This is a genomic window from Moritella sp. 36 (assembly GCF_018219415.1).
GTDB lineage: Bacteria > Pseudomonadota > Gammaproteobacteria > Enterobacterales > Moritellaceae > Moritella.
Window position 1 is genome coordinate 374,662 of record NZ_CP056120.1, and the last position, 21,397, is coordinate 396,058.

At 40.4% G+C, this 21,397-nt stretch carries 20 protein-coding genes; 12 read left to right on the top strand and 8 right to left on the bottom strand.

From position 1 onward, the window contains the following. Positions 1-7: 7 nt before the first annotated feature. The 5 genes from HWV03_RS01745 to HWV03_RS01765 form a co-directional block, all read right to left on the bottom strand. Complete coding sequence (locus HWV03_RS01745) at positions 8-328, bottom strand: hypothetical protein (protein ID WP_045112025.1); 321 nt, start codon at positions 326-328, stop codon at positions 8-10. A gap of 23 nt (positions 329-351) precedes the next feature. Beyond that, positions 352-993 carry a hypothetical protein gene (locus HWV03_RS01750; protein WP_211678215.1) on the bottom strand — a complete coding sequence of 214 codons (642 nt, stop codon included), beginning with the start codon at positions 991-993 and terminating at the stop codon, positions 352-354. Between the two features lie 127 nt (positions 994-1,120). Further along, positions 1,121-1,813 carry a PspA/IM30 family protein gene (locus tag HWV03_RS01755; RefSeq protein ID WP_211678216.1) on the bottom strand — a complete coding sequence of 231 codons (693 nt, stop codon included), beginning with the start codon at positions 1,811-1,813 and terminating at the stop codon, positions 1,121-1,123. A 23-nt stretch (positions 1,814-1,836) separates the two neighbouring features. Further along, positions 1,837-2,250, bottom strand: coding sequence for a YjfI family protein (locus tag HWV03_RS01760; RefSeq protein ID WP_211678217.1), 414 nt, complete (start codon positions 2,248-2,250; stop codon positions 1,837-1,839). 153 nt (positions 2,251-2,403) lie between these two features. Then, positions 2,404-3,300: a DUF350 domain-containing protein gene (locus HWV03_RS01765; protein WP_211678218.1), complete on the bottom strand. Its 897-nt coding sequence runs from the start codon at positions 3,298-3,300 to the stop codon at positions 2,404-2,406. Positions 3,301-3,478: 178 nt separating this feature from the next. On the opposite strand from HWV03_RS01765, the gene glnE reads away from it, so the two are divergent. After that, entirely contained in the window at positions 3,479-6,343 is a 2,865-nt protein-coding gene (gene glnE / locus HWV03_RS01770; RefSeq protein ID WP_211678219.1) for a bifunctional [glutamate--ammonia ligase]-adenylyl-L-tyrosine phosphorylase/[glutamate--ammonia-ligase] adenylyltransferase, read from the top strand. 81 nt (positions 6,344-6,424) lie between these two features. Here glnE and lpxL read toward each other — a convergent pair whose 3' ends face one another. Then, complete coding sequence (gene lpxL / locus HWV03_RS01775; RefSeq protein WP_211678220.1) at positions 6,425-7,381, bottom strand: LpxL/LpxP family Kdo(2)-lipid IV(A) lauroyl/palmitoleoyl acyltransferase; 957 nt, start codon at positions 7,379-7,381, stop codon at positions 6,425-6,427. A gap of 155 nt (positions 7,382-7,536) precedes the next feature. Next, positions 7,537-8,874, bottom strand: coding sequence for a TolC family outer membrane protein (locus tag HWV03_RS01780; protein WP_211678221.1), 1,338 nt, complete (start codon positions 8,872-8,874; stop codon positions 7,537-7,539). A 282-nt stretch (positions 8,875-9,156) separates the two neighbouring features. Here HWV03_RS01780 and nudF point away from each other — a divergent pair, with 282 nt between their 5' ends. The 7 genes from nudF to HWV03_RS01815 all read left to right on the top strand — a co-directional run bounded on the left by nudF (position 9,157) and on the right by HWV03_RS01815 (position 17,430). Next, positions 9,157-9,792: an ADP-ribose diphosphatase gene (nudF, locus tag HWV03_RS01785; RefSeq protein ID WP_211678222.1), complete on the top strand. Its 636-nt coding sequence runs from the start codon at positions 9,157-9,159 to the stop codon at positions 9,790-9,792. A 245-nt stretch (positions 9,793-10,037) separates the two neighbouring features. Then, positions 10,038-10,862, top strand: a complete 825-nt coding sequence (gene cpdA / locus HWV03_RS01790) for a 3',5'-cyclic-AMP phosphodiesterase (RefSeq protein ID WP_211678223.1) — start codon at positions 10,038-10,040, stop codon at positions 10,860-10,862. A 26-nt stretch (positions 10,863-10,888) separates the two neighbouring features. Then, positions 10,889-11,476: an esterase YqiA gene (gene yqiA / locus HWV03_RS01795; protein ID WP_211678224.1), complete on the top strand. Its 588-nt coding sequence runs from the start codon at positions 10,889-10,891 to the stop codon at positions 11,474-11,476. Positions 11,477-11,497: 21 nt separating this feature from the next. Beyond that, on the top strand, positions 11,498-13,387 hold the full coding sequence (gene parE, locus HWV03_RS01800; protein WP_211678225.1) for a DNA topoisomerase IV subunit B: 1,890 nt from the start codon (positions 11,498-11,500) through the stop codon (positions 13,385-13,387). A 173-nt stretch (positions 13,388-13,560) separates the two neighbouring features. After that, positions 13,561-14,580 (top strand): Fe(3+) ABC transporter substrate-binding protein, encoded by a 1,020-nt coding sequence (locus tag HWV03_RS01805; RefSeq protein ID WP_211678226.1) that lies wholly within the window; start codon positions 13,561-13,563, stop codon positions 14,578-14,580. A gap of 148 nt (positions 14,581-14,728) precedes the next feature. Continuing rightward, positions 14,729-16,360, top strand: coding sequence for an ABC transporter permease (locus HWV03_RS01810; RefSeq protein WP_211678227.1), 1,632 nt, complete (start codon positions 14,729-14,731; stop codon positions 16,358-16,360). Then, positions 16,360-17,430, top strand: coding sequence for an ABC transporter ATP-binding protein (locus HWV03_RS01815; protein ID WP_211678228.1), 1,071 nt, complete (start codon positions 16,360-16,362; stop codon positions 17,428-17,430). Before HWV03_RS01810 ends, HWV03_RS01815 begins: the two co-directional genes overlap by 1 nt. 62 nt (positions 17,431-17,492) lie before the next feature. Here the strand turns inward: HWV03_RS01815 and argR are convergent, their stop codons facing one another. Further along, complete coding sequence (gene argR, locus HWV03_RS01820; RefSeq protein ID WP_211678229.1) at positions 17,493-17,954, bottom strand: transcriptional regulator ArgR; 462 nt, start codon at positions 17,952-17,954, stop codon at positions 17,493-17,495. A gap of 323 nt (positions 17,955-18,277) precedes the next feature. Here argR and artP point away from each other — a divergent pair, with 323 nt between their 5' ends. The 4 genes from artP (at position 18,278) to artM (ending at position 21,251) form a co-directional block, all read left to right on the top strand. Further along, positions 18,278-19,018, top strand: a complete 741-nt coding sequence (gene artP / locus HWV03_RS01825; RefSeq protein ID WP_211678230.1) for an arginine ABC transporter ATP-binding protein ArtP — start codon at positions 18,278-18,280, stop codon at positions 19,016-19,018. A gap of 17 nt (positions 19,019-19,035) precedes the next feature. After that, positions 19,036-19,779: a transporter substrate-binding domain-containing protein gene (locus HWV03_RS01830; RefSeq protein WP_211678231.1), complete on the top strand. Its 744-nt coding sequence runs from the start codon at positions 19,036-19,038 to the stop codon at positions 19,777-19,779. Positions 19,780-19,914: 135 nt separating this feature from the next. Continuing rightward, entirely contained in the window at positions 19,915-20,589 is a 675-nt protein-coding gene (artQ, locus tag HWV03_RS01835; RefSeq protein WP_211673822.1) for an arginine ABC transporter permease ArtQ, read from the top strand. Continuing rightward, positions 20,586-21,251 carry an arginine ABC transporter permease ArtM gene (gene artM / locus HWV03_RS01840; protein ID WP_211678232.1) on the top strand — a complete coding sequence of 222 codons (666 nt, stop codon included), beginning with the start codon at positions 20,586-20,588 and terminating at the stop codon, positions 21,249-21,251. The genes artQ and artM overlap by 4 nt, the downstream gene beginning before the upstream one ends. Positions 21,252-21,397 lie beyond the last annotated feature (146 nt).

Below are 21,397 nucleotides of genomic sequence, written 5' to 3' on the forward strand. Positions count from 1 at the left end.
CGTGCTATTAATTTGAAAACCTGACAAGATCTTCAATGACTAATTTCTTAATTTCTAACTGTTGCTCTGGTTGTAAACCATATTTTTCAGCCAGCTCGATATAGTCTTGGTTATTTAAAGATACGGTTAAACGAGGCCTTTTTGGTCGTTTATTAATAGTTAAACCGAGAATATCCCGGATCTGTTCTGACGGGCTTAAATTATTATCTAATGCTGCTTTCCGGATCTTGTATTGGATTTTTTCATCCATATCGAATGCGACTTGCACTGCTTTCATCGCTTTTTGTGATGATTGCCATCTTTCCGGTAATTCACGTGATTTAACCATCTTCAATCTGCCTTGTACTGTGTTTATGCTATTGGCCAGTATCCTGTAATACTGTCATTACCAAGCTGTACGGTCAAGTACACGTCAGTGTCGCCGTTATTAAGTACCATTATATCGATTAACTTACTTTCTTTGGCATCATGTAAATGATAAAACTCAAATTGCTGACCTGGGTTTTCATCGGCATATTGTGAAGGTGCTGCTGTTCTGAAGTCTGTTCTATGGTGATAACCAACGGTGGCGATATCTTGCTGGTAATAACGGTCAGCGTGCCAGTCTCCTAACGATACCGGTTGTTCAGTACTTAACTCGGTAAAGCCTTCTTCGAATACGTCACTAAATAATTCTAAATCAAATAATTGTGAGACTTCTTCGCGAGTAAGCTCTAAGCTTAACTGGAAATTGTTCTGGTCGTAGCCAGGTAATGATAACCAAACATAGGTTTGTTGCTCGCCTTGTAGCTTAAAGCGCGGGTAATGTTGGTGCTCAAATTCAAGTGTCTCAATTGCAATAACTTCAAATTTTTGTCGGCGTACTTCAGTCGGTAAAGTAAAGCTGTCACTAAACTCGATGATATCACCAATAATTAACTTACTGACGTGGTTGAGTTCGCGGGCTGGGCTTTCTGGTGCAGATTTTTTAAATAAATTTTTGAAGAAACTCATCATGGATCCTAAAGTATTAAGCTATTGGCATATTAAGATATAGCAGAATGACAAATAGGAACAGCACGTGTTATCACGATGACTGCTCCTATTGGGGCTTATTTCACTAATCGATTAGTCGTTAAACTTAGCTATTTTGCTTGGCTTTTAAGCGATCTAGTACCGAATTAGCGTTACTTTGCTGCTGGCCAATACCCGCTTCCGCAAGTTTTGCTTTTAATGATTGGTCGCTGCCTTCAGCTTGTAGCTCATCAGCTGCAAGCATACGATCATCAAAGTCTTGCTGTTTTTGCTTAATGCGTTCTAACGAATCTTTCGCACTGAGTAGTTTTGAATTACTTGCACTAAAGTTGTCAGTGATAGCTGATGTTGCTTTTTGCACGCTATCTGTAGTCTTCACCATTGTTAATTGGCGCTGATGCTCTGCCAATTGACGCTCACTTTTCTTGACTAAATCTTTTAGCTTTGCAGCGCTGCTCGTGAAGCTATCTAAATTTTGCTGTTGTTCGATAACTTGTTGCTCTAGCTGGGCAATCTTTTCAGCTACTTCTAATGCTAGGGCTTCGTTACCGGCATTTAATGCTTGTACAGCATAACCTTCGTGTTCAGTTAAGTTGGCTTTTACACGCTCTAGCTCACGGCCTGATTGCATTTGTTTTGCCATTACATCCGTTAAATTACGTTTAGCATTGGTTAAATGGGTTTGGGCGTCACGAATTTCTTGTTCAAAGATACGCATTGAGTTGGCATCAACGATGCCTTCACCTACTTCACGGGCGCCACCACGGATCGCGGTCATAATCTTCTTAAAAATGCTCATAAACTTCTCCTCAGAAGTAGGGGTTAAACTAAATAATCTGATAATTCAGTAATTACTTCGAGACTGTTATCACTTAATACTACGAGTTCATGCTCTACATCAGCAATAGTTGATTGTACTGATAATGCGCCGTATACCACATACATATCATCAATTTTAGCGAATGATGACAACGGCATTGGGATGTTAAGTTCTAACATCGCTTCTAGCATTTCGACACGTTTTTCTGTTTTAACTTCGTTTTCGCCCCATAGATAAGCAATACAAAGAACTTGCTCATCAGTGACAGAAACAAAAATTGGAATTTCTTCACGACCTTCAACGTCGACACGTAGTACATCAACATCACCGGGAATTGGTGTACAGTCAAATTTATAGCCTGTGTCAGACTTGTCGCCAAGATCATTAAGATAATTTGCAATATTATGTATGTTCATCTTGTTCCTTTTTTGACATATTATGTCTAAGTGAGATTAACTTTAAGCCCCTAGACATAATATGTCAAGTGGCGTGAAACTTATTTATTGTATTTTATATATTCGCGGTATCTTATTTTGTCCGATAAGTGACCGTAAAGTTCATTGTCGAGATTAAATTAATAACGCTGTGAGGATCAAGGCAATAGAGAGGTTGATTGCCATGTCCATTGTCGCGACACCTATGTTATTTTGTAGGTCAACTTCTTTATTAATATCCACGCCATTAAGAATTAATTTTTTAGCTATGATAGCGAGAATAGTAAAAGCCGTTAGCATGACCAAGCTAAACAGCATCCAAGAACCTAAGGTGGTCATGAGATTGGCGGTATCGTAATAAATATAGTTACTGGCTATCGTCACTGCTATCGCGACACCAATCAGGTAACCCCCGTGGCGCACGGCAACGGCAATATTATTGTCGGTAAAGGCTTGTTGCATGGTGGTACCAAGATTACCACGTGAATAACGGTGCTCACGGTAGCGGGTCATGAGTAACATTAGTGTTTGGGAGATCAAGAAACCGCTAAATATAGCGATAAAGGTGATGACTTCTAACCCTTCAGCCCAGATTAATGTTGAACGAATAATGATTGCGGTGGCAATTGAGGCGCAGGCATCTACAATCGCTACCGCAACATTACGCTGCGCTATTTCAGTATTTTTATCGAGTTGATTGAGCGATACTCGATCATGGATCCAACGGCCAAGTTTAATTAATACCAGTCCTGCTAAGCCGTACAGGCTCATGCCTAATATTTCGATTGGTAGGGTAGCGGCTTTTTCGCCTGTGATGGCTCCAGAAAGTACGATACCTAAGCCAAGGATGGCTCCAGCTAAACTAATACCAAAAGCAAAATTGTCCCGCTTGGCTAATTCATCGGTGGTATCTATGTTATCTAGGGCACCGGTGAAAAACCGCATTGCAGAGAGTAGGGCGAGAGCGATTATGAGGTCAACAATTAAAAATAGTAACAGATCCGACGATAAGAGCGTTTCAAAAACAGACATTAAAGGTTACCTTCTTTTACGATTTTAGCTGCCATAATTCCCCTACTAATGATAAATTTACTAGGTTAATTTATATCGGTAAGTAATAGCATGTAAGACATGGTGTGTCTATATCTCTATTCTTAATATAAATTGTTGAATTAATTGGATCACAAGCCTAATTATATGGATGTCGTTTATGAGTACTGAAGGTCAAATTGTTGATGTATTAGCGGATACTGGTCGGGTTTATTGGCAACGTTGGTGCGAGCGTAACAAGAGTGATTTAACCCTGTTGTCCGCAGAGCAGATAGCTCAAAGCCAGCGGGTTTTTTCGTTAAGTGATTTTATTGCTGAAAGTTGTATTAATAATACCGATCTATTACGTGATATTTGGCAATCAGGCTTACTCACTCAATCATCACGCACAGCGCTGGTGGAAGCGCAATTAGCCACTCAGCTTGCGGCCTGTGATTCTGAACCTGCATTACTGCGTACTATTCGTCAATTTCGCCGTTTTCATATGTGTATTATCGCGTGGCGAGAGTTATTACAAGTTGCAACGCTGAGTGAAAGTTTAACCCATACTTCTCACCTTGCTGACTGTTTAATTGAAGGTGCTCTAGAGTGGTTATATCAACTGCAATGTAAAGAGCAAGGTACACCCGTTAATCACGAGGGCATTAAGCAGCAGTTGGTCATATTAGCTATGGGTAAATTAGGCGGCGGTGAACTCAATTTCTCATCTGATATTGATCTTATTTTTACGTATCCAGAAACGGGTGAAACTGTTGGTGCGGGACGTACTGTTGTGAATCAGAAATTCTTCCAACGTTTAGGTCAACGGTTAATTGCGGCATTACATCAAGTCACCGCCGATGGTTTTGCTTACCGCGTGGATATGCGTTTGCGTCCGTTTGGTGATTCAGGCCCTTTAGTCATGAGCTTTAACGCATTTGAAGAATATTACCAAAACCAAGGCCGAGATTGGGAACGCTATGCCATGGTGAAAGCCCGTGCTTTGGGTGGTAATGCAGAAACCAGAGTCGAATTGGAAAAAATGCTACGCCCGTTTATCTATCGTCGTTATGTCGATTTTAGTGCGATTGATGCCCTGCGTAATATGAAGGCTATGATTAAAGCCGAAGTGCGTCGTAAAGGTTTGAAAGACAATATTAAGCTGGGTAGTGGTGGGATTCGTGAAGTGGAGTTCGTGGCACAAACTTTCCAACTTATTCGAGGAGGGCGAGAGCCGATATTACAAATTAAGTCGTTGTTAGCGACGCTTAAAGTCTTGCAGTCGCTGGGTGAAATATCAGCAGAAAGCTATACCGTGCTCACCGAAAGTTATTGTTGTTTACGCCAAGTAGAAAATATTCTGCAACAAATTAATGATGCGCAAACCCAAACGTTACCGCAATCAGAATTGGATCGTAGCCGTTTAATCAGCGTGTTAGGTTATGCTGACTGGAATAGCTTTTATATTTATATCAATCAAGTAATGGCGAATATTCATCGTGAGTTCAGTCAGGTGATTGGTGGCGACGACGATGATAATGAAGAATCACAACCTGCGTTAGATTTATGGCATTTAGAGCTCTCAACAGACGAAGCAATAACGTTGCTTGCAGAATATGGTTTGTTAGAACAAGATGCGCAGAATTTTGTTCGAGATTTAAATCATTTTAAAACTGATTACGAACGCAAAACAGTAGGTCCTAGGGGTCGACAAACGATTGAAAAATTATTACCTAAACTGTTATTTTCGATCTTAAAATCGGATGATCCTGTTGCGTTATTACCGCGTATTATTGCCTTGTTATGCAAAATTTTAAACCGTACTGCTTATTTAGAATTGTTAGCCGAGAATGACTTAGCATTAACACAGTTATTACGCTTGTGTGGGGCAAGTTCGATGGTGGCAAAACAGCTGTCGAGTCACCCGATACTATTAGATGAGCTGTTGGTGCCATCGCACCTGTATCACCCAACGCCATTGCATGAATATCGTAGTGAGTTGCGCCAATTTATGCTGCGTATTCCTGAAGAAGATCACGAACAGCAATTAGAAGCGCTACGCCAATATAAACAGACTCAATTGTTACGTATTGCGGCTGCGGATATTGGTGGTGAGTTAGCTTTAATGAAGGTGAGTGACCATCTAACATGGTTGGCGGAGGCCGTGATTGATAATGTGGTCAATCTAGCTTGGCAACAATTAGAAGAGAAACATGGCGTTCCCCACAATGTGGTTGAAAGCGGTGAAAAAGGGTTTGCTGTTGTCGCCTATGGCAAGCTTGGTGGTATCGAGTTAGGTTATGGTTCGGACTTAGATCTGGTGTTTATTCATAATTGTGAAGCCGCAGGCGTGACCAACGGTGCAAAAGAGATCGATAGCCGTCAATTTTATTTACGATTAGCACAACGTATTATTCATATCTTTAGTACGCGTACTAACACTGGCATTTTGTATGACGTAGATATGCGTTTACGCCCATCGGGTAGCTCTGGAGTACTTGCTTGTCCGGTATCTCGATTCTTGGATTATCAATGTAAAGAAGCGTGGACCTGGGAGCATCAATCGTTAGTGCGTACCCGTATCGTCTATGGCGATAAGTTGATTCAAAGTCGTTTCACTGAGGTTAAACGTAGTATTATAGCCAAACCTCGTGATACCACAGAACTGAAAAAACAAGTGGTCGAAATGCGTTTGAAAATGCGTGAGCATTTGTTAAAAACCAATGCTGATCAGTTTGATATAAAGCAGTCAGAGGGCGGCATTACCGATATCGAATTCATGATGCAGTATATTGTATTGAATTATGCTGCGCAGATGCCGAAAATCCAACTCTGGCCTGATAATGTCCGTATTATTAGTCGTTGCGTATCTGAAGGACTCATTACTGAGGAGTTGGGAACTAGCTTAACCGCAAGCTATTGCCAAATGCGTGATGAAATCCATCGACTTAATTTATTAGGCAAGAAAGGTGTTGTTGCGAATAGTGAATTTGTTGTACAACGTAAAGTTGTTACTGATTACTGGCAACAGTTGTTTGCACTGTAGTTAAATAAAAAATCCTATTGATACTTATATTACAGTGTTTTATCAATAGGATTTTATTTGTTTATTTTGTTATGTAACCAATTATTTATACAAGCTCGGCTCACCTTCCGGACGCGTTTTAAAGCGACGATGCAGCCACATGTATTGTGGCACTTGCTCTAAAATAGATTTTTCACATTCTTTATTGCAGATCGTGGCATCTTTAACTTCGTCGCCCGTTGGGAAGTTCTCTAATGATGCGCGAATGGTTAACTTATAACGACCATCTGGAAAGCGACTAGAAGACGCAGGGTAGGTTTTCGTATTATTACCTGAGGCGAAAAGCGTGGTGCCAGTAATGGTGCAGGCTTTTTCAACCGCAAAAAATGGTACAAATACGCTTCGACGAGGACCATAATCATGATCCGGCGCATACCATAATGGCTCACCTTCATCGAGTACACGTAACATGCCTTTGATATCTCGGCGGTCAAGCAAACCTTTATTTGAGAGTGTGCGACCACGGCATTGTAAGTATTCCATCAATGGGTTTTTATTCGGGCGATAGATTGCATAGGTTGGTCGTAATAAACCAAAAATACGTGCCGACATTTCCAGTGATAAAAAGTGACCTCCGAGTATTAGCATACCGTTACCGTCAGCCTTTGCTTGATCTATGTGCTCCTGACCTTCGACAACCATATTCTGCTTAATACGCCAATCTGGCCAGAACCAAGCATTGGCAGTATCAACAACCGCTAAACCAGTATATTTAAAATTCTCTTTTGCTAGGACTTTAATTTCGCTGTCAGATTTTTCTGGGAAACTTAAGGCTAGATTTTGTTGTGCTATTTTTAAACGACGGGGTAATATTTTTGCAACCAAATGGCCTAAAGCACGACCAAATATACTTTGCGCCTTATTCGGTAATAAAGAAATAAGCCATAAAAAAGTAGCTGCGAACAATAATGGCCAGTGTTTAGGATGTAAAAAACTGAGTTTGAATTTCGTGTTTTCTTTGGTGACTATCGGCTTATCGGTTTTAATTTTATCTGTCATGAAAAATTCTCATTAATACGAGTTAACTCTATTTGCATTTATAAGTGATTGATAATTAAATGTTAATAGATGCATATTGAGCTGGCATATGCGATTTTAGATATAAAAAAGACGACTCTGGTGGGTCGCCTTATTATTCTGTATTACATTCTAATTTAGTATTTTGCTTTTAACCCAGCATTAACTAAATTCACATCTTCAGCGTTCAAGGTTCCAGCGGCTTGTTTTAACTGTAACATACTAATGATGTAGTTATAACGTGATCCGGATAATGATTGCTTCGATTGATATAAACCTTTAGTTGCATTTAACACGTCAATAATCGTACGTGTACCTACCCCAAAGCCTGCTTGAGTTGCTTCTAATGCACTTTCAGATGATTTAACCGTTTGCTCATAGGCCTTGATAGAACTTAACGCGGCCGTCACGTTGTTATAATAAGTTCGAATTTTGGTTTGAACTTCACGGCTTGCTTTAGTTAATTGTTCTTGGCTGGCTGTTACTTTATAAACGGCTTGTTTTTCTGTTGAAGTTACAGCGCCACCTGTGTATAGCGGCATGCTAAATTCGATGCCCACATTACCTGATGAAACGATATTTTCAGCGTCTGTTCCACTGTTATTATCATTACCATAATCCGTATATTTAGAACCGGCATTTGCGACTAAGTTCAATGACATGTTATCTGCAGAGTTCGCTAGATCGACATTACCTTCTGCAATTTGCTTAGCAATACGTTGGATCTGGATTGATAAATTTTGGTTGTTGGCAGTATCTAACCAATTATCACGCTGGCCATTTGGTGCTGTTGGGCTAAAACGCGCAGTATTCAGTGGTGAAATATTAGTATGCGTTAAACCGGTTATTTCGGTTAATGACTCGTAGCTGTTGGCGAGAGTATTTTCAGCGTTAATTACTTCTGCTACTGATAAATCGAAGCTTGATTGTGCTTCTAATACGTCAGTTTTGTCGGTTAGACCCACATTGTAACGTTGGGTCGTTTGTTCTAGTTGACGTTCTACCGCGTCTTTATTACGGTTAGAAAATTCTAAGGTATCGTTGGCTCTTAATACATTAAAGTAAGCATTCGATACGCGCAAGATAAGACTTTGCAGCTCAGCTTGAACGGCAAGTTCACTTTGCTCTGCTTGTTTAGCGGCTTGACTAACATTAATGAAATTACTTTCTTCATATAATGACTGGGTCAAACGAAGACCAACCGTACTCGTTAACGCGTTACCATTAGAGGTTGTATTAGTTCGATAATCGCTTGTCATTGTGTAACCAAGGTCAGCATTTAAACCAATTTGTGGTAAGTTTGCTGCTTCTTGTTCAGTAATTCTTTCTAGTGCTGCATCGCGATTTGCTTGCGCTTCTAAATATAGTGGATCTTTGGTCAGGGCTTGTTCAAATATTTGTTGTAAATTATCTGCACTTGCTGAGTTTGCAAAAAATGCCAGACCGCAGGCTAGAAGAATCTTATTAAACTTCATTGGTGGTTACCTTAGTGTAAATAGTTGCCGTTATGAACTCGCATAACAATAAATAATGATAACTGCTTAGTCAAACTAATAATTATCCAAATAGAGATAGCTAGATTAATCGGATGTTTTTTAATTTTATACTAGGTGTTATCTCGAAGCTCGAGTTTTAAACGTTGAATCAATGCCGATATGGTATTATTAGTATATTTACTAGGTATCGTGCCTAAACCCTAGTTGCCAACATGGTATTCACCGTAACTTGTCATTATCAGTATATTTTAGGATATGTAAATGAAAAGTCGAAAGTTAGAAATAAAATCCGAGTATGATGTTACGGATATTGAGATTATAAACAAGCAGCAGGTTTTTAACGGTTTTTTTAAAATAAACACCTATACCTTTAAACATAGGTTGTTTTCGGGTGATTGGAGTGGTGAAATTACGCGAGAAGTTTTTGAACGTGGTAACGCTGCTGCAGTCATACCTTATGATGCGGTGAGCGATGAAGTGGTATTAATAGAACAGATTCGAATCCCTGCGATTGAATCCAGCACGCAACCTTGGTTACTGGAGTTAGTGGCTGGTATGATAGATAAACAAGGTGAAGACTCTGCAGAGGTGGTTAAACGCGAAGCCGAAGAAGAAGCGGGTTTAACCGTTGGCCGTTGTGATTTTATTATGCAGTTCTTCGCCAGTCCTGGTGGCACCAGTGAGGCGATAGATCTATATGTGGGCGAGGTCGATAGCAGTACTGCTGAAGGCGTTCATGGTTTAGCGTGCGAAGGTGAAGATATTCGAGTGCACGTGGTGAGCCGAGAAACTGCTTATAATATGGTGCAAACAGGGCGAATAAATAACGCGACGACGATTATTGGTATCCAGTGGTTACAATTGAATTTTGAAACATTGCAAAAGTCTTGGCTCTAGGGCTACAATGCTTTATACCCTTTAGGCTAAGTTGTTTGAATCTCTCATGATGTTACCGGTTTCGTATCCGAAATCGTGGAAGTGTGTGCTGGACAGCAGATTTATTAAGTCCTATTAGGTATTCTTTAATAGTCTTAAGGATCTTTCAATCTGACTCGCTGATATGTGGTTACAAGTCAGTGTAGTTATTATTCGACATTACTAGGCAACAAATAACAGATAAAGGACAAGGGTTAAAGATTATTGTGGGCGCGGACATTTCTAAATTAACAGCAAAGCATAACGTCATTAATTTATTACAAGTGACGGATACTCATTTGTTTGCAACGGCTGAGAAGGATCTTCTTGGCGTTAAAACACAGCAGAGCTTTAGCCATGTTATCGATGCTATTTTGCAGAATCAACAACCGTTTGATGCTGTGCTTGCCACGGGCGATATTTCCCAAGATAACAGCATAGCTTCTTATCAATACTTTGCTCAGCATATTAAACGTTTAGATAAACCTTGTTATTGGTTACCTGGTAATCATGACAATATTCCACTCATGGCCGGTGCATTAAAATCTGAAGGTGTCCTGTCGGATAAATATAAAGTTGTTGGTGATTGGCAGATTATTTTATTAGATTCACAATTAACGGGTTCTCCGTCGGGTTATTTATCGCCTGAACAACTTGAATTACTTGACGAGCGACTGAGCTTACATCCTGATAAATATGCATTGGTGGTATTACATCACAATACTTATCCTGTGGGTTGTAAATGGTTAGATCAGCATATTTTGCGTAATCCAGAGGCGTTTTTAGCGGTGTTAGCAAAACACCCTAAAGCACGGCATGTGTTATTTGGTCATGTGCACCAGCAGTTAGACCAGACTTATGATGGTATTCACTTTATGGCGTCTCCGTCGACTTGTTTCCAATTTAAACCACATTGTGATGAATTTACTCTTGATGGGCGAGCGCCTGGCTGGCGTTATTTACAACTACACAGTGATGGTACTATTAACAGTCAGGTTTGGCGTTTGTCTAATCATGATTTTAATCCCGATCTAGAGTCTAAAGGTTACTAACAATACTGCTAGAGGTAAATGAACAAATGGCTTCCACGCTACTACTCTATTTGCACGGTTTTAATAGTTCACCAAAATCGGTTAAAGCACAGCAAATGGCAGACTATCTTGCATTGCACCACCCTGATATTACAATTGAAATACCGAATCTTTCACCTTATCCTCAAGACGCTTGGCTACAGATAGAACAACTTATTGCACGTTACCCAATGCATCAGCTTGGGGTAGTCGGCAGTTCACTCGGCGGGTATTATGCGACTAAAGTGAACCAACAATTTAATTGCCCAGCGGTGATTATTAATCCCGCCGTAAAGCCTTATGAATTGCTGGTGGACTATTTAGGGGAAAATACGAACCCTTATACCCAAGTTAAATTTAATTTAGCTGAGCAACACATTGATGAGCTACGGGCACTGGATTGTCTGGCATTAGTTCACCCAGAAACTATCTGGGCACTATTACAGACCGATGATGAAGTGTTAGACTATAACCAAGCAACAACAAAATACGAAATGGCGAGATTGACGGTAGAGCAGGGTGGCGATCATGCTTTTATTGGATTTGAACGCTATCTTAGCGATATTTTAACCTTTCTTGCATTCAAACCGATGTAACGAACAGCACAAAAGAAACTCATGACACAAGAATATAATGCGGGCTCGATTGAAGTCCTAAATGGTCTCGAACCAGTACGTCGCAGACCCGGAATGTATACTGATACTGTACGTCCTAATCACCTTGGCCAAGAAGTTATCGATAATAGTGTCGATGAAGCGTTAGCGGGTTATGCCCAGAACATTACGGTTACTTTACATGCCGACCAGTCGCTAGAAGTGAGTGATGACGGTCGTGGTATGCCAGTGGATATTCACCCAGTGGAAGGTGTAAGTGGTGTTGAACTGATTTTATCTAAGTTACATGCCGGTGGTAAATTTTCGAACGATAGCTATCAATTTTCTGGTGGTCTACACGGCGTTGGTATTTCGGTTGTAAATGCGTTGTCTAAACGTGTAGAAATTACCATTAGACGTGGTGGCCAAATTTATCAAATCGCGTTTGAGCATGGCGATAAAGTGTCTGAACTCGAAGTGATTGGCACCATTGGTATCCGTAATACCGGTACTAAAGTACATTTCTGGCCAGATGCGAGTTATTTTGATTCGGGTAATTTTTCGTCTAAGCGTTTGATGCATAACTTACGTGCGAAAGCGGTATTGTGTCCCGGTTTAAACATTAAATTTGACGATAAAGTAAATAAAGAAAAACATGTATGGTGCTTCGAAAAAGGCCTGCAAGACTATTTAATGGAATCGTTACAGGGATGGGCAACATTACCCGAAGTGCCGTTTGTCGGCAGTTTTTCTGCCAATAATGAAGCGGCTGATTGGGCGGTTATTTGGCTACCTGAAGGTGGTGAATCGGTTACCGAAAGTTATGTTAACTTGATTCCAACTGCGCTTGGCGGTACCCACGTGAATGGTTTACGCCAAGGTTTACTCGATGCCATGCGTGAGTTCTGTGAATTCCGTAACTTATTGCCACGTGGGGTGAAGTTAACGCCTGATGATATTTGGGATCGTTGCTCTTATATCTTGTCGGTTAAAATGCAAGACCCACAATTTGCGGGACAAACCAAAGAACGTTTGTCATCACGTCAGTGTGCTGCATTTGTTTCTGGTGTGGTTAAAGATTCGTTTTCATTATGGTTAAACTCAAATACCGACCTGGCTGAATTATTGGCTGATTTATGTATTAATAATGCCCAGAAGCGTTTAAAAGCCAGTAAGAAAGTGGCGCGTAAGCGCGTGACCAGTGGACCTGCATTACCGGGTAAATTAACCGATTGTTCGGGTCAAGACCCTATGCGCTCTGAACTATTCTTAGTGGAAGGTGACTCTGCTGGTGGTTCTGCGAAACAAGCCCGAGATCGTGAATTCCAAGCGGTAATGCCATTGCGTGGTAAAATCTTAAATACGTGGGAAGTCGATTCTGCGCAAGTATTGGCTTCACAAGAGGTGCATGATATTTCGGTGGCGCTGGGTATTGACCCCGACTCGGATGATATTTCTGGTTTACGCTATGGAAAAATCTGCATCTTAGCCGATGCCGATTCCGATGGTCTACACATTGCGACTCTACTATGCGCTTTGTTCTATAAACACTTTAGAGCTATGGTTGAAGCCGGGCATGCGTTTGTCGCAATGCCGCCGTTATATCGTATCGATATTGGTAAAGAAGTCTTTTATGCATTAGATGAATCCGAGAAAAATGGCATCATCGACCGTATTGAAGCCGAGAAGAAACGCGGTAAAATCAACGTACAACGCTTTAAAGGACTGGGTGAAATGAATCCGCTACAATTGCGGGAAACCACTATGGACCCTAATACTCGTCGTTTGGTCCGTTTAACGATTGATAACGCAGATGAAACACTGGCGATGATGGATATGCTGCTTGCCAAAAAACGTTCTGCGGATCGCCGTACTTGGTTAGAAGATAAAGGTGACATGCTCAGCGATAGCTAGGCCGTGATTAACATATAAGTGAATCCTTATTACGAACCACAACATGGTTGCAGTCCTTGCAGCCATGTATCCCCTACCTCTTTTTGAGAGTTATTATCATTTACACTTGTGAATCTTTTTATATTCTTATAGACTCCATTCATAATGTAAACAATTCGTATTTAGAGGTAAGGATGAAAAAGGGAATATTTGGTTTATCTGCTTTGGCATTAACAACGTCACTAATGAGCGCTACTGCTTTTGCTGGTGAAGAAGTTAATATTTATTCAAATCGCCAAGCTAATTTGCTTAATCCGATCCTTGAACAATACACTAAAGATACTGGTGTGAAGGTGAACATTGTATTTGCGAAGAAAGGACTTGCAGATAGAATGAAACGTGAAGGTCGTTTATCAAAAGCCGACTTATTACTAACAACTGATATCAGCCGTTTAGTTGAAGCTGTTGAGAGCGGTGTTACTCAGTCTGTATCAAGCGACGTATTAAAAGATAACATTCCTGCGCAATACCGTGATCCTGATGGCGAATGGTTTGCACTAACGACACGTGTACGTAATATTTATACTTCACGTGAAGCCTATGGTGACGTTGCTAACATCACTTATGAAGAACTTGCAGACCCTAAATATAAAGGTCAAATCTGTACTCGTTCAGGTAAACACCCATACAACGTAGCACTTATCTCATCGATGATCTCACATCACGGTGAAGCTGAAGCAAAAGTATGGTTAGAAGGTGTTAAAGCTAACCTTGCACGTAAACCACAAGGTAACGACCGTGCACAAGTTAAAGCGATTAAAGAAGGCGTTTGTACCGTTGCTCTTGGTAATAGCTACTACTTAGGCAAAATGTTGAAAGATCCAAAACAAGTTGCTTGGGCTGAATCTGTTAACATTAACTTCCCTAACCAAAAAAACCACGGCGCGCACGTAAACGTTTCTGGTATGGTATTAGCTAAATACGCACCGAATAAAGGTAACGCGGTTAAACTGATGGAATACCTATCTGGTGCAAAAGCACAACAAATGTATGCTGAAGTGAACATGGAGTATCCAGTTAAAGCGGGCACCAAAGCATCTGAACTAGTTTCATCTTGGGGTGAGTTCAATGCTGACTACATGCCTGTAGCAGAGATTGCAAAACATCGTAAAGCTGCACTAAGACTACTTGATGAAGTTAAATTCGACTTGTAAAATAGCGTATAGACCCTATATTACATGGGGTTAACAGTTAATGTTACGGCCTGAATAGGCTGTTAACGGACTGATTTAAAGGTTGGTATAGTTACTTAGTAACTGACCAGCCTTTTCGCGTATCTAAACAGGAGTTATTTTTCCGTTCATGAATCATAAGTTAGCCTTTTCTTGGCATTCTAGTAGTTGGTTTATTGCGATTATGTTAGCGCTACCTATTGCCGCGTTGTTTTATCAGGCAATTGGCCCCAGTGCAGATGTTTTTCAACACCTTGTAGATACAGTTCTTCTCGACTACGTTCAAAATACCTTCATCCTTGTTTTTCTCGTTTGTTTAATCAGTAGTATTATTGCCTTACCAGCTGCTTGGCTGATCGCCATGTGTAATTTTCCTGGACGTAAAATTTTACAATGGGCATTGATGTTACCGATGGCTATGCCTGCTTATATTGTGGCCTATATTTATACTGATATGTTTGATTATGCAGGTCCGGTACAAATTGCCTTACGCGCTGTGTTTGACTGGCAGAGTGCCAGTGATTATTGGTTCTTTGATATTCGAACGATACCCGGAGCTGCCACTGTATTAGCGCTGGTACTATACCCTTATCTCTATTTATTAGCGCGAACTTCATTTTTGGAGCAGTCAACTAGCCTTATCCAAGCAAGCCGTGTACTCGGCAGTTCAGCACTATCGAGCTGTATTCGTGTGTCATTACCCCTTGCGCGTCCTGCAATTGCTGTTGGTTTATCGCTGATCGCGATGGAGACTGTTGCTGATTTTGCTACGGTGAATTATTTCGCGGTAAATACGTTAACCACTGCGGTTTATGATACTTGGATTGGTCACGGTAGTTTAACGGCTGCCGCACAATTATCGGTGATGACGTTATCGGTGATCTTATTGTTTGTCGGTTTAGAGCGTTTTGCACGTCGTAAACAACAAGTATTTCAAAAAAGCATGCTGCATGAGCAAGAGGTGCGTTATCAGTTAACGGGCTGTGCCAAGTTGTTGGCGATGGTTTGGTGCTGGTTGTTGGTGTTTGCTGGTTTCTTATTACCGTTTACGGTATTAGTTAATTATGCATGGCATTACTTTGCTGAATCTTGGACTGAGGAGTTCTTTCAATACAGTGCAAACAGCTTAATTCTTGCGGTTATCGTAGCTGGTTTAGCGGTTCTTTGTTCAATATTATTGGGTTTATACCGTCGTTTAGTCGGTTCTAAATATGCGACTATTCCTGCACGCATCAGCACCATGGGTTATGCATTACCCGGTACTGTATTAGCTATTGGTATTATTATTCCGTTAACGTCGGCCGACTTTTTATTAAATGATATGACTGAATTGTTGTGGGACTGGACACCGGGTCTGGTCTTTACTGGCACTAGTTTTGCGCTTATCTTTGCTTATCTTATTCGTTTTTCAGCGATCGCGGTGGGTTCTATTGAAAGCAGTATTGATAAAATATCGCCGTCACTAGATATGGTCACGCGCACGCTGGGACACCGCCCACATAGTATGATCCGTAAAATTCATATTCCCTTGATCCGGAAAGGTGTATTGGCAGCATTTTTGTTAGTCTTCATTGAATCAATGAAAGAGTTGCCAACGGCTTTGTTATTACGTCCATTTAACTATGAAACGCTAGCGACTTACGTATTTCAGTTTGCTTCTGATGAAATGTTAGAGCAGGCTGCATTAGCGGCCATTGTGATTGTGTTAGTTGGATTAATTCCGCTTATTTTCTTGAACCGTTCTTTGGAGCAACAGCACTGATGACACTATCTTCTTCACCTGCTTTACGTATTTCTGATCTGCATTGTAGTTATGCTGGCGTCGATATTTTAATGGGGCTTGATCTGAGTTTAGGTAAAAACGAAATTCTGTGTTTATTAGGCCCAAGTGGTTGTGGTAAAACGACGACGTTAAAATTGATCGCGGGCTTATTACCACCCACGCAAGGTCGCATCGAAATTAACGGTAATGTCGTTGATAATGGCCGATTTAATCTGGCACCAGAAAAGCGTAATGTCGGTATGATCTTTCAGGATTACGCTTTATTTCCACATTTGACAGTGACTGACAATGTGCTGTTTAGTTTGCATAAACAGAGTAAAACTAAACAACAAGAGAAACTGGATTATATGCTTAATCTCGTTAACTTAAGTGAATTCTCCGATCGTTATCCGCACCAGCTATCGGGTGGTCAGCAACAACGCGTTGCAATTGCCCGGGCGTTAGCAAGTTCGCCAGAGTTGTTATTATTGGACGAACCTTTTTCTAATATTGATAGCCAGGTTCGTCATCATTTAATTGAAGAGATGCGAGGTTTGCTTAAATCCTACAACATGAGCGCTATTTTTGTTACTCACAGTAAAGAAGAAGCGTTTGCTTTTGCTGATCGTTTAGCGGTTTTTAATCAAGGCAAGATTGAGCAGCTAGGGACACCAAGTGAGCTATATAACCAACCTGCGACACGCTTTGTCGCGGACTTCTTAGGTAAGGTTAACTATTTAGATGCAGTGGTCGTAGATGAGTACAGTGTAAATACAGTATTAGGTGTTATTAGCAGTGAGCAAAAATTAACAGCGGCGGTTGGTGAACAAAAACTGTTAGCATTAAGACCACAACAATTAAAATTAGTTATCGCAGAGCAGGGAATTGCGACGATCACCCAACAACAATTTTTAGGTATAACGACTCATTGTACGATTGGTATAGCCACAAGCATGTTGACTGAGAACGAGTTGGAATTATCTGTATCCATGCAGCAGCCCATGACTGTTGGTGATATGGTTAATGTGGCTGTAGAAAGCCATGATTTAGTATTATTTGAGCTAGATTAAGTGATTAACTAAAATAATGTTTGGCGTGCGAATCGTCGCTGCGCCAAACATTAATACGCTTATTACAGATACTCAAACAACTCTTTTACTGCACTATCTACTTCTGCAATAATAGTGGTGCTAGTCGGGGTAATGAAAATAGTGTCATCGCCTGCTATCGTCCCCAAAATTCCTTCAGTACGCCCTAATGAATCTAATAAACGAGCGATTAATTGTGCCGAGCCAGGGCTTGTTTGGATCACAATAAGACATTCATTATGGGAAATATCTAATACTAAGCTTTTTAACTGGCTGCTAATCGTTGGGACACCTAACTCCGCAGGTAGGCAATAAACCATTTCATCCTTGGCATTGCGTGTGCGTACTGCGCCAAACTTACTGAGCATTCTTGATACTTTCGATTGGTTCACGCTGTCAAAACCTTGTTCTTTAAGCGCATCAACGATGTCACCTTGTGAACCCAGGTGCTCTTCTTTTAATAATCCTTTAAATGCTTTTACTAACTGATCTTGTTTTTCACTCATACTTGTTACCATGTCAGTTGATTCATCTATAATTCAAGTTGCTAATCTTAAAATCAATGTGGTTATATAATGATACCGTCATTAATTTTATCGTTCATTTATAAAGTTTGCTACTAAGTTATTAATGCAATGAGTAAATGGATCAGGTTAGCGATGAACTGAATAATTATGCATATGATACCAGCAGGGTATATTTTATCTAGTTTATTTGGTTAATGTGGCTTCGGTGCATAAAAACCAAATTAAAGTGAATATTTATGTTGATATTGAAGTTTATTCGGTTACTATATTCGCATCTAGTGCAATTATATTCAGTTATCATTATGAGCATCGAACTAAAAAACATCTGTAAATCTTGGGGTCAACTTGATGTATTACAAAACATCGACCTTAAATGTGCGAAAGGCGAGACCTTAGTGCTACTTGGTCCAAGTGGTGCTGGCAAGAGTTCTCTATTGCGCGTGCTTAACTTACTTGATACGCCAGATAATGGCACTATCAGTATTGCTGGTGAAACATTTGATTTTTCAGGTAAACTTAATGATAAGCAATTAGCTAAACGTAGCCAGATGTTGAGACAGAAAGTAGGCATGGTATTTCAACAATACAACCTATGGCCGCATATGTCTGTGATGGATAACTTAATTGAAGCACCCGTTAAGATTTTAAAGCAAACAAAACAACACGCTCGTAAAGAGGCCATGAAGATCCTTGAGCAATTACAGCTAACTGATAAAGCCGATGTATTTCCATTGGCCTTATCAGGTGGTCAACAGCAACGTGTCGCGATTGCACGTGCTTTAATGATGAAACCAGAAGTATTGTTATTTGATGAACCGACTGCGGCGTTAGATCCAGAGGTAACTAATCAAGTGGCTGAAATCATTACATCATTAGCCATCACAGGTATTACGCAGGTTGTTGTTACGCACGAAGTGGACTTCGCGCGTAAAGTCGCTAGTCAGGTTTGTTATCTTGAAAGCGGTGAAATTGTTGAATTTGGGGGGGCTGAGCACTTTCAGCAACCACAAACGCCACAGTTTACAAATTATTTAAAACATTAGGAATAAGGTCGTACCAAATGAAAAAATTACTCACAGCATTAATTCTAACTTCTGCTGCGGCACAAGTCACAGCGGCAGAACAAATAAAATTTGTTACTGAAGCGACGTATCCTCCGTTTGAAATGATGGATGAAAACAACGAATTCCAAGGTTTTGATATTGATATCGCCCGCGCAGTTTGTACTGAATTAAAAGCGGAGTGTAGTTTTGCTAACCAGTCATTTGATAGTTTGATCCCAAGCCTAAAGTTCCGTCGTTATGATGCGGCAATTGCAGCAATGGACGTAACGCCTGCACGTCAAAAGCAAGTTGATTTTTCTGATGTCTATTATGAAAATTCAGCGGTACTAGTGGCTGAAAAAGGCAAATATAATATTGTTTCTGATTTAGCAGGTAAAGCAGTGGGTGTACAAAATGGTACATCACACCAAGCTTACATGATAGATACTTACGCAGATGAAAAGGTATTGCTACTTAACTTCCCATCATACCAAAAAGCATTTTTAGACCTTAAAAATGGTCGTGTCAATGGTGTATTTGCAGACTCTGCAGTGGCGCACGATTGGTTAACGAAGCACAGCGGTGGTAACTACGAAACAGTCGGTAAAGCCGTGACTGATGCGAAATACTTTGGTGCTGGTTTTGCTATCGCAGTACGTAAAGGTAATACTGAATTATTAGCTAAATTGAACAAAGGTTTACAAACGATTAAAGCGAACGGCATCTACGATAAGATTTACGCAAAATACTTTGCTAAATAATAGATAACAGTGTTTAATCTCGACCTGAGTTACATTGCAATATTAGGGCATAATAGCCCCGTTATTGTGATAACGAGATAATTTATTTTAAAGTGCCTTTTAGGGGCATTTTTTGTTTTTACGTCCGGAGTTTTTATGGATCTTTTGCAGCTTCAATTATTATTGGATGCAACAAAAATCACCCTTGGCCTCGCGCTAACATCATTGTTGGTTGGCTTGGTTCTCGCTATTTTATTCTGTGTTGCAGAAATGCAAAAGAACCCACTTATTGCCAAGCCGATTAGCTTATTTGTTACTGTATTACGTGGTTTACCTGAGATATTGATCGTATTTTTCATTTTCTTCGGTGGCACGCATATCCTATTTCTATTAACCGATGAGTTTTATGACATCAGTCCGTTCTGGAGTGGTGTGGTGGCACTGTCGCTAATTTTTGCGTCTTATGCATCGCAAACATTACGTGCGGCTATTCAATCGGTACCGAAAGGTCAACAACAAGCTGCACAAGCGCTTGGTATGGGACCTGTGCGTTGTTTTCTGCGTATTACCTTACCGCAAGCATGGCGTTTAGCATTGCCGGGTTTAGGCAATCAGTGGATGGTACTGCTAAAAGATACCGCGTTAGTCTCTTTGATTGGTGTGACGGACTTAATGAAACAAGCTGATTTATTATCAGGTAGTACTTATAAGCCTTTTACCTTTTTGGTGGCCGCAGCAGCGATTTACCTGATTATCACTTTGATTAGTCAATGGTTGTTAAAGCACCTTGATAGTTACATTAACCGTTTTGATGCTGGAGTAGCAAAATGACGTTAGATCACTTCTGGTTATTATTTGACGGTTTGAGTACTACCCTTGAAATTACCTTTTACAGCTTATTGTTTGGGTCTATGATAGCGGCGTTGTTAACGCTGGCGATGATCAATAAGATCCCAGGATTAAACTTATTATCACGGTCTATTATTTTGGTCTTTACCGGCACCCCGTTATTGATTCAAATATTTTTGGTATACAGTGGTCCATCACAGTTTGAGTGGATCAAAGACAGCTTCTTATGGGATTACCTGCGTCAGGCTAAAATCTGCGCCATTATTGCGTTATCGTTTAATACGGCTGCCTATTCATCGTTACTCTTTAAAGGTGCTATTGAATCGGTACCACGTGGTGAATGGGATGCATGTAAAGCCCTCGGCATGAACCGCAGGCAGACACTGGCGGTTATCGTGCCACATGCGATACGCCGGGTATTACCGTCTTATTCTAATGAAGTGATTTTGGTACTCAAAGGTACATCATTAGCAAGTTCGATTACGATTATGGATGTGATGGGTTATGCCAATCAAATCAATGGTCAAACCTATGATGCATTAATGGCCTTTTCTGCTGCGGGTATTATCTACTTAGGCATGAATGGTATCTTGGTATTGATCTTTAAACAGTTAGAGAAAAAAGCCCTCGCGTTCCAATCTTAATTTCTGAATTTCTTACTCACTGATATCGTTATTGATAGCGATATCAGTGAGTAAATTGTATTATTTCACCTGAAAGTGAATCGCTAATGATAGAAAGCGAAACTCTTAAAACCCATACGTAATTCATTTATTTACCGTGCATATTC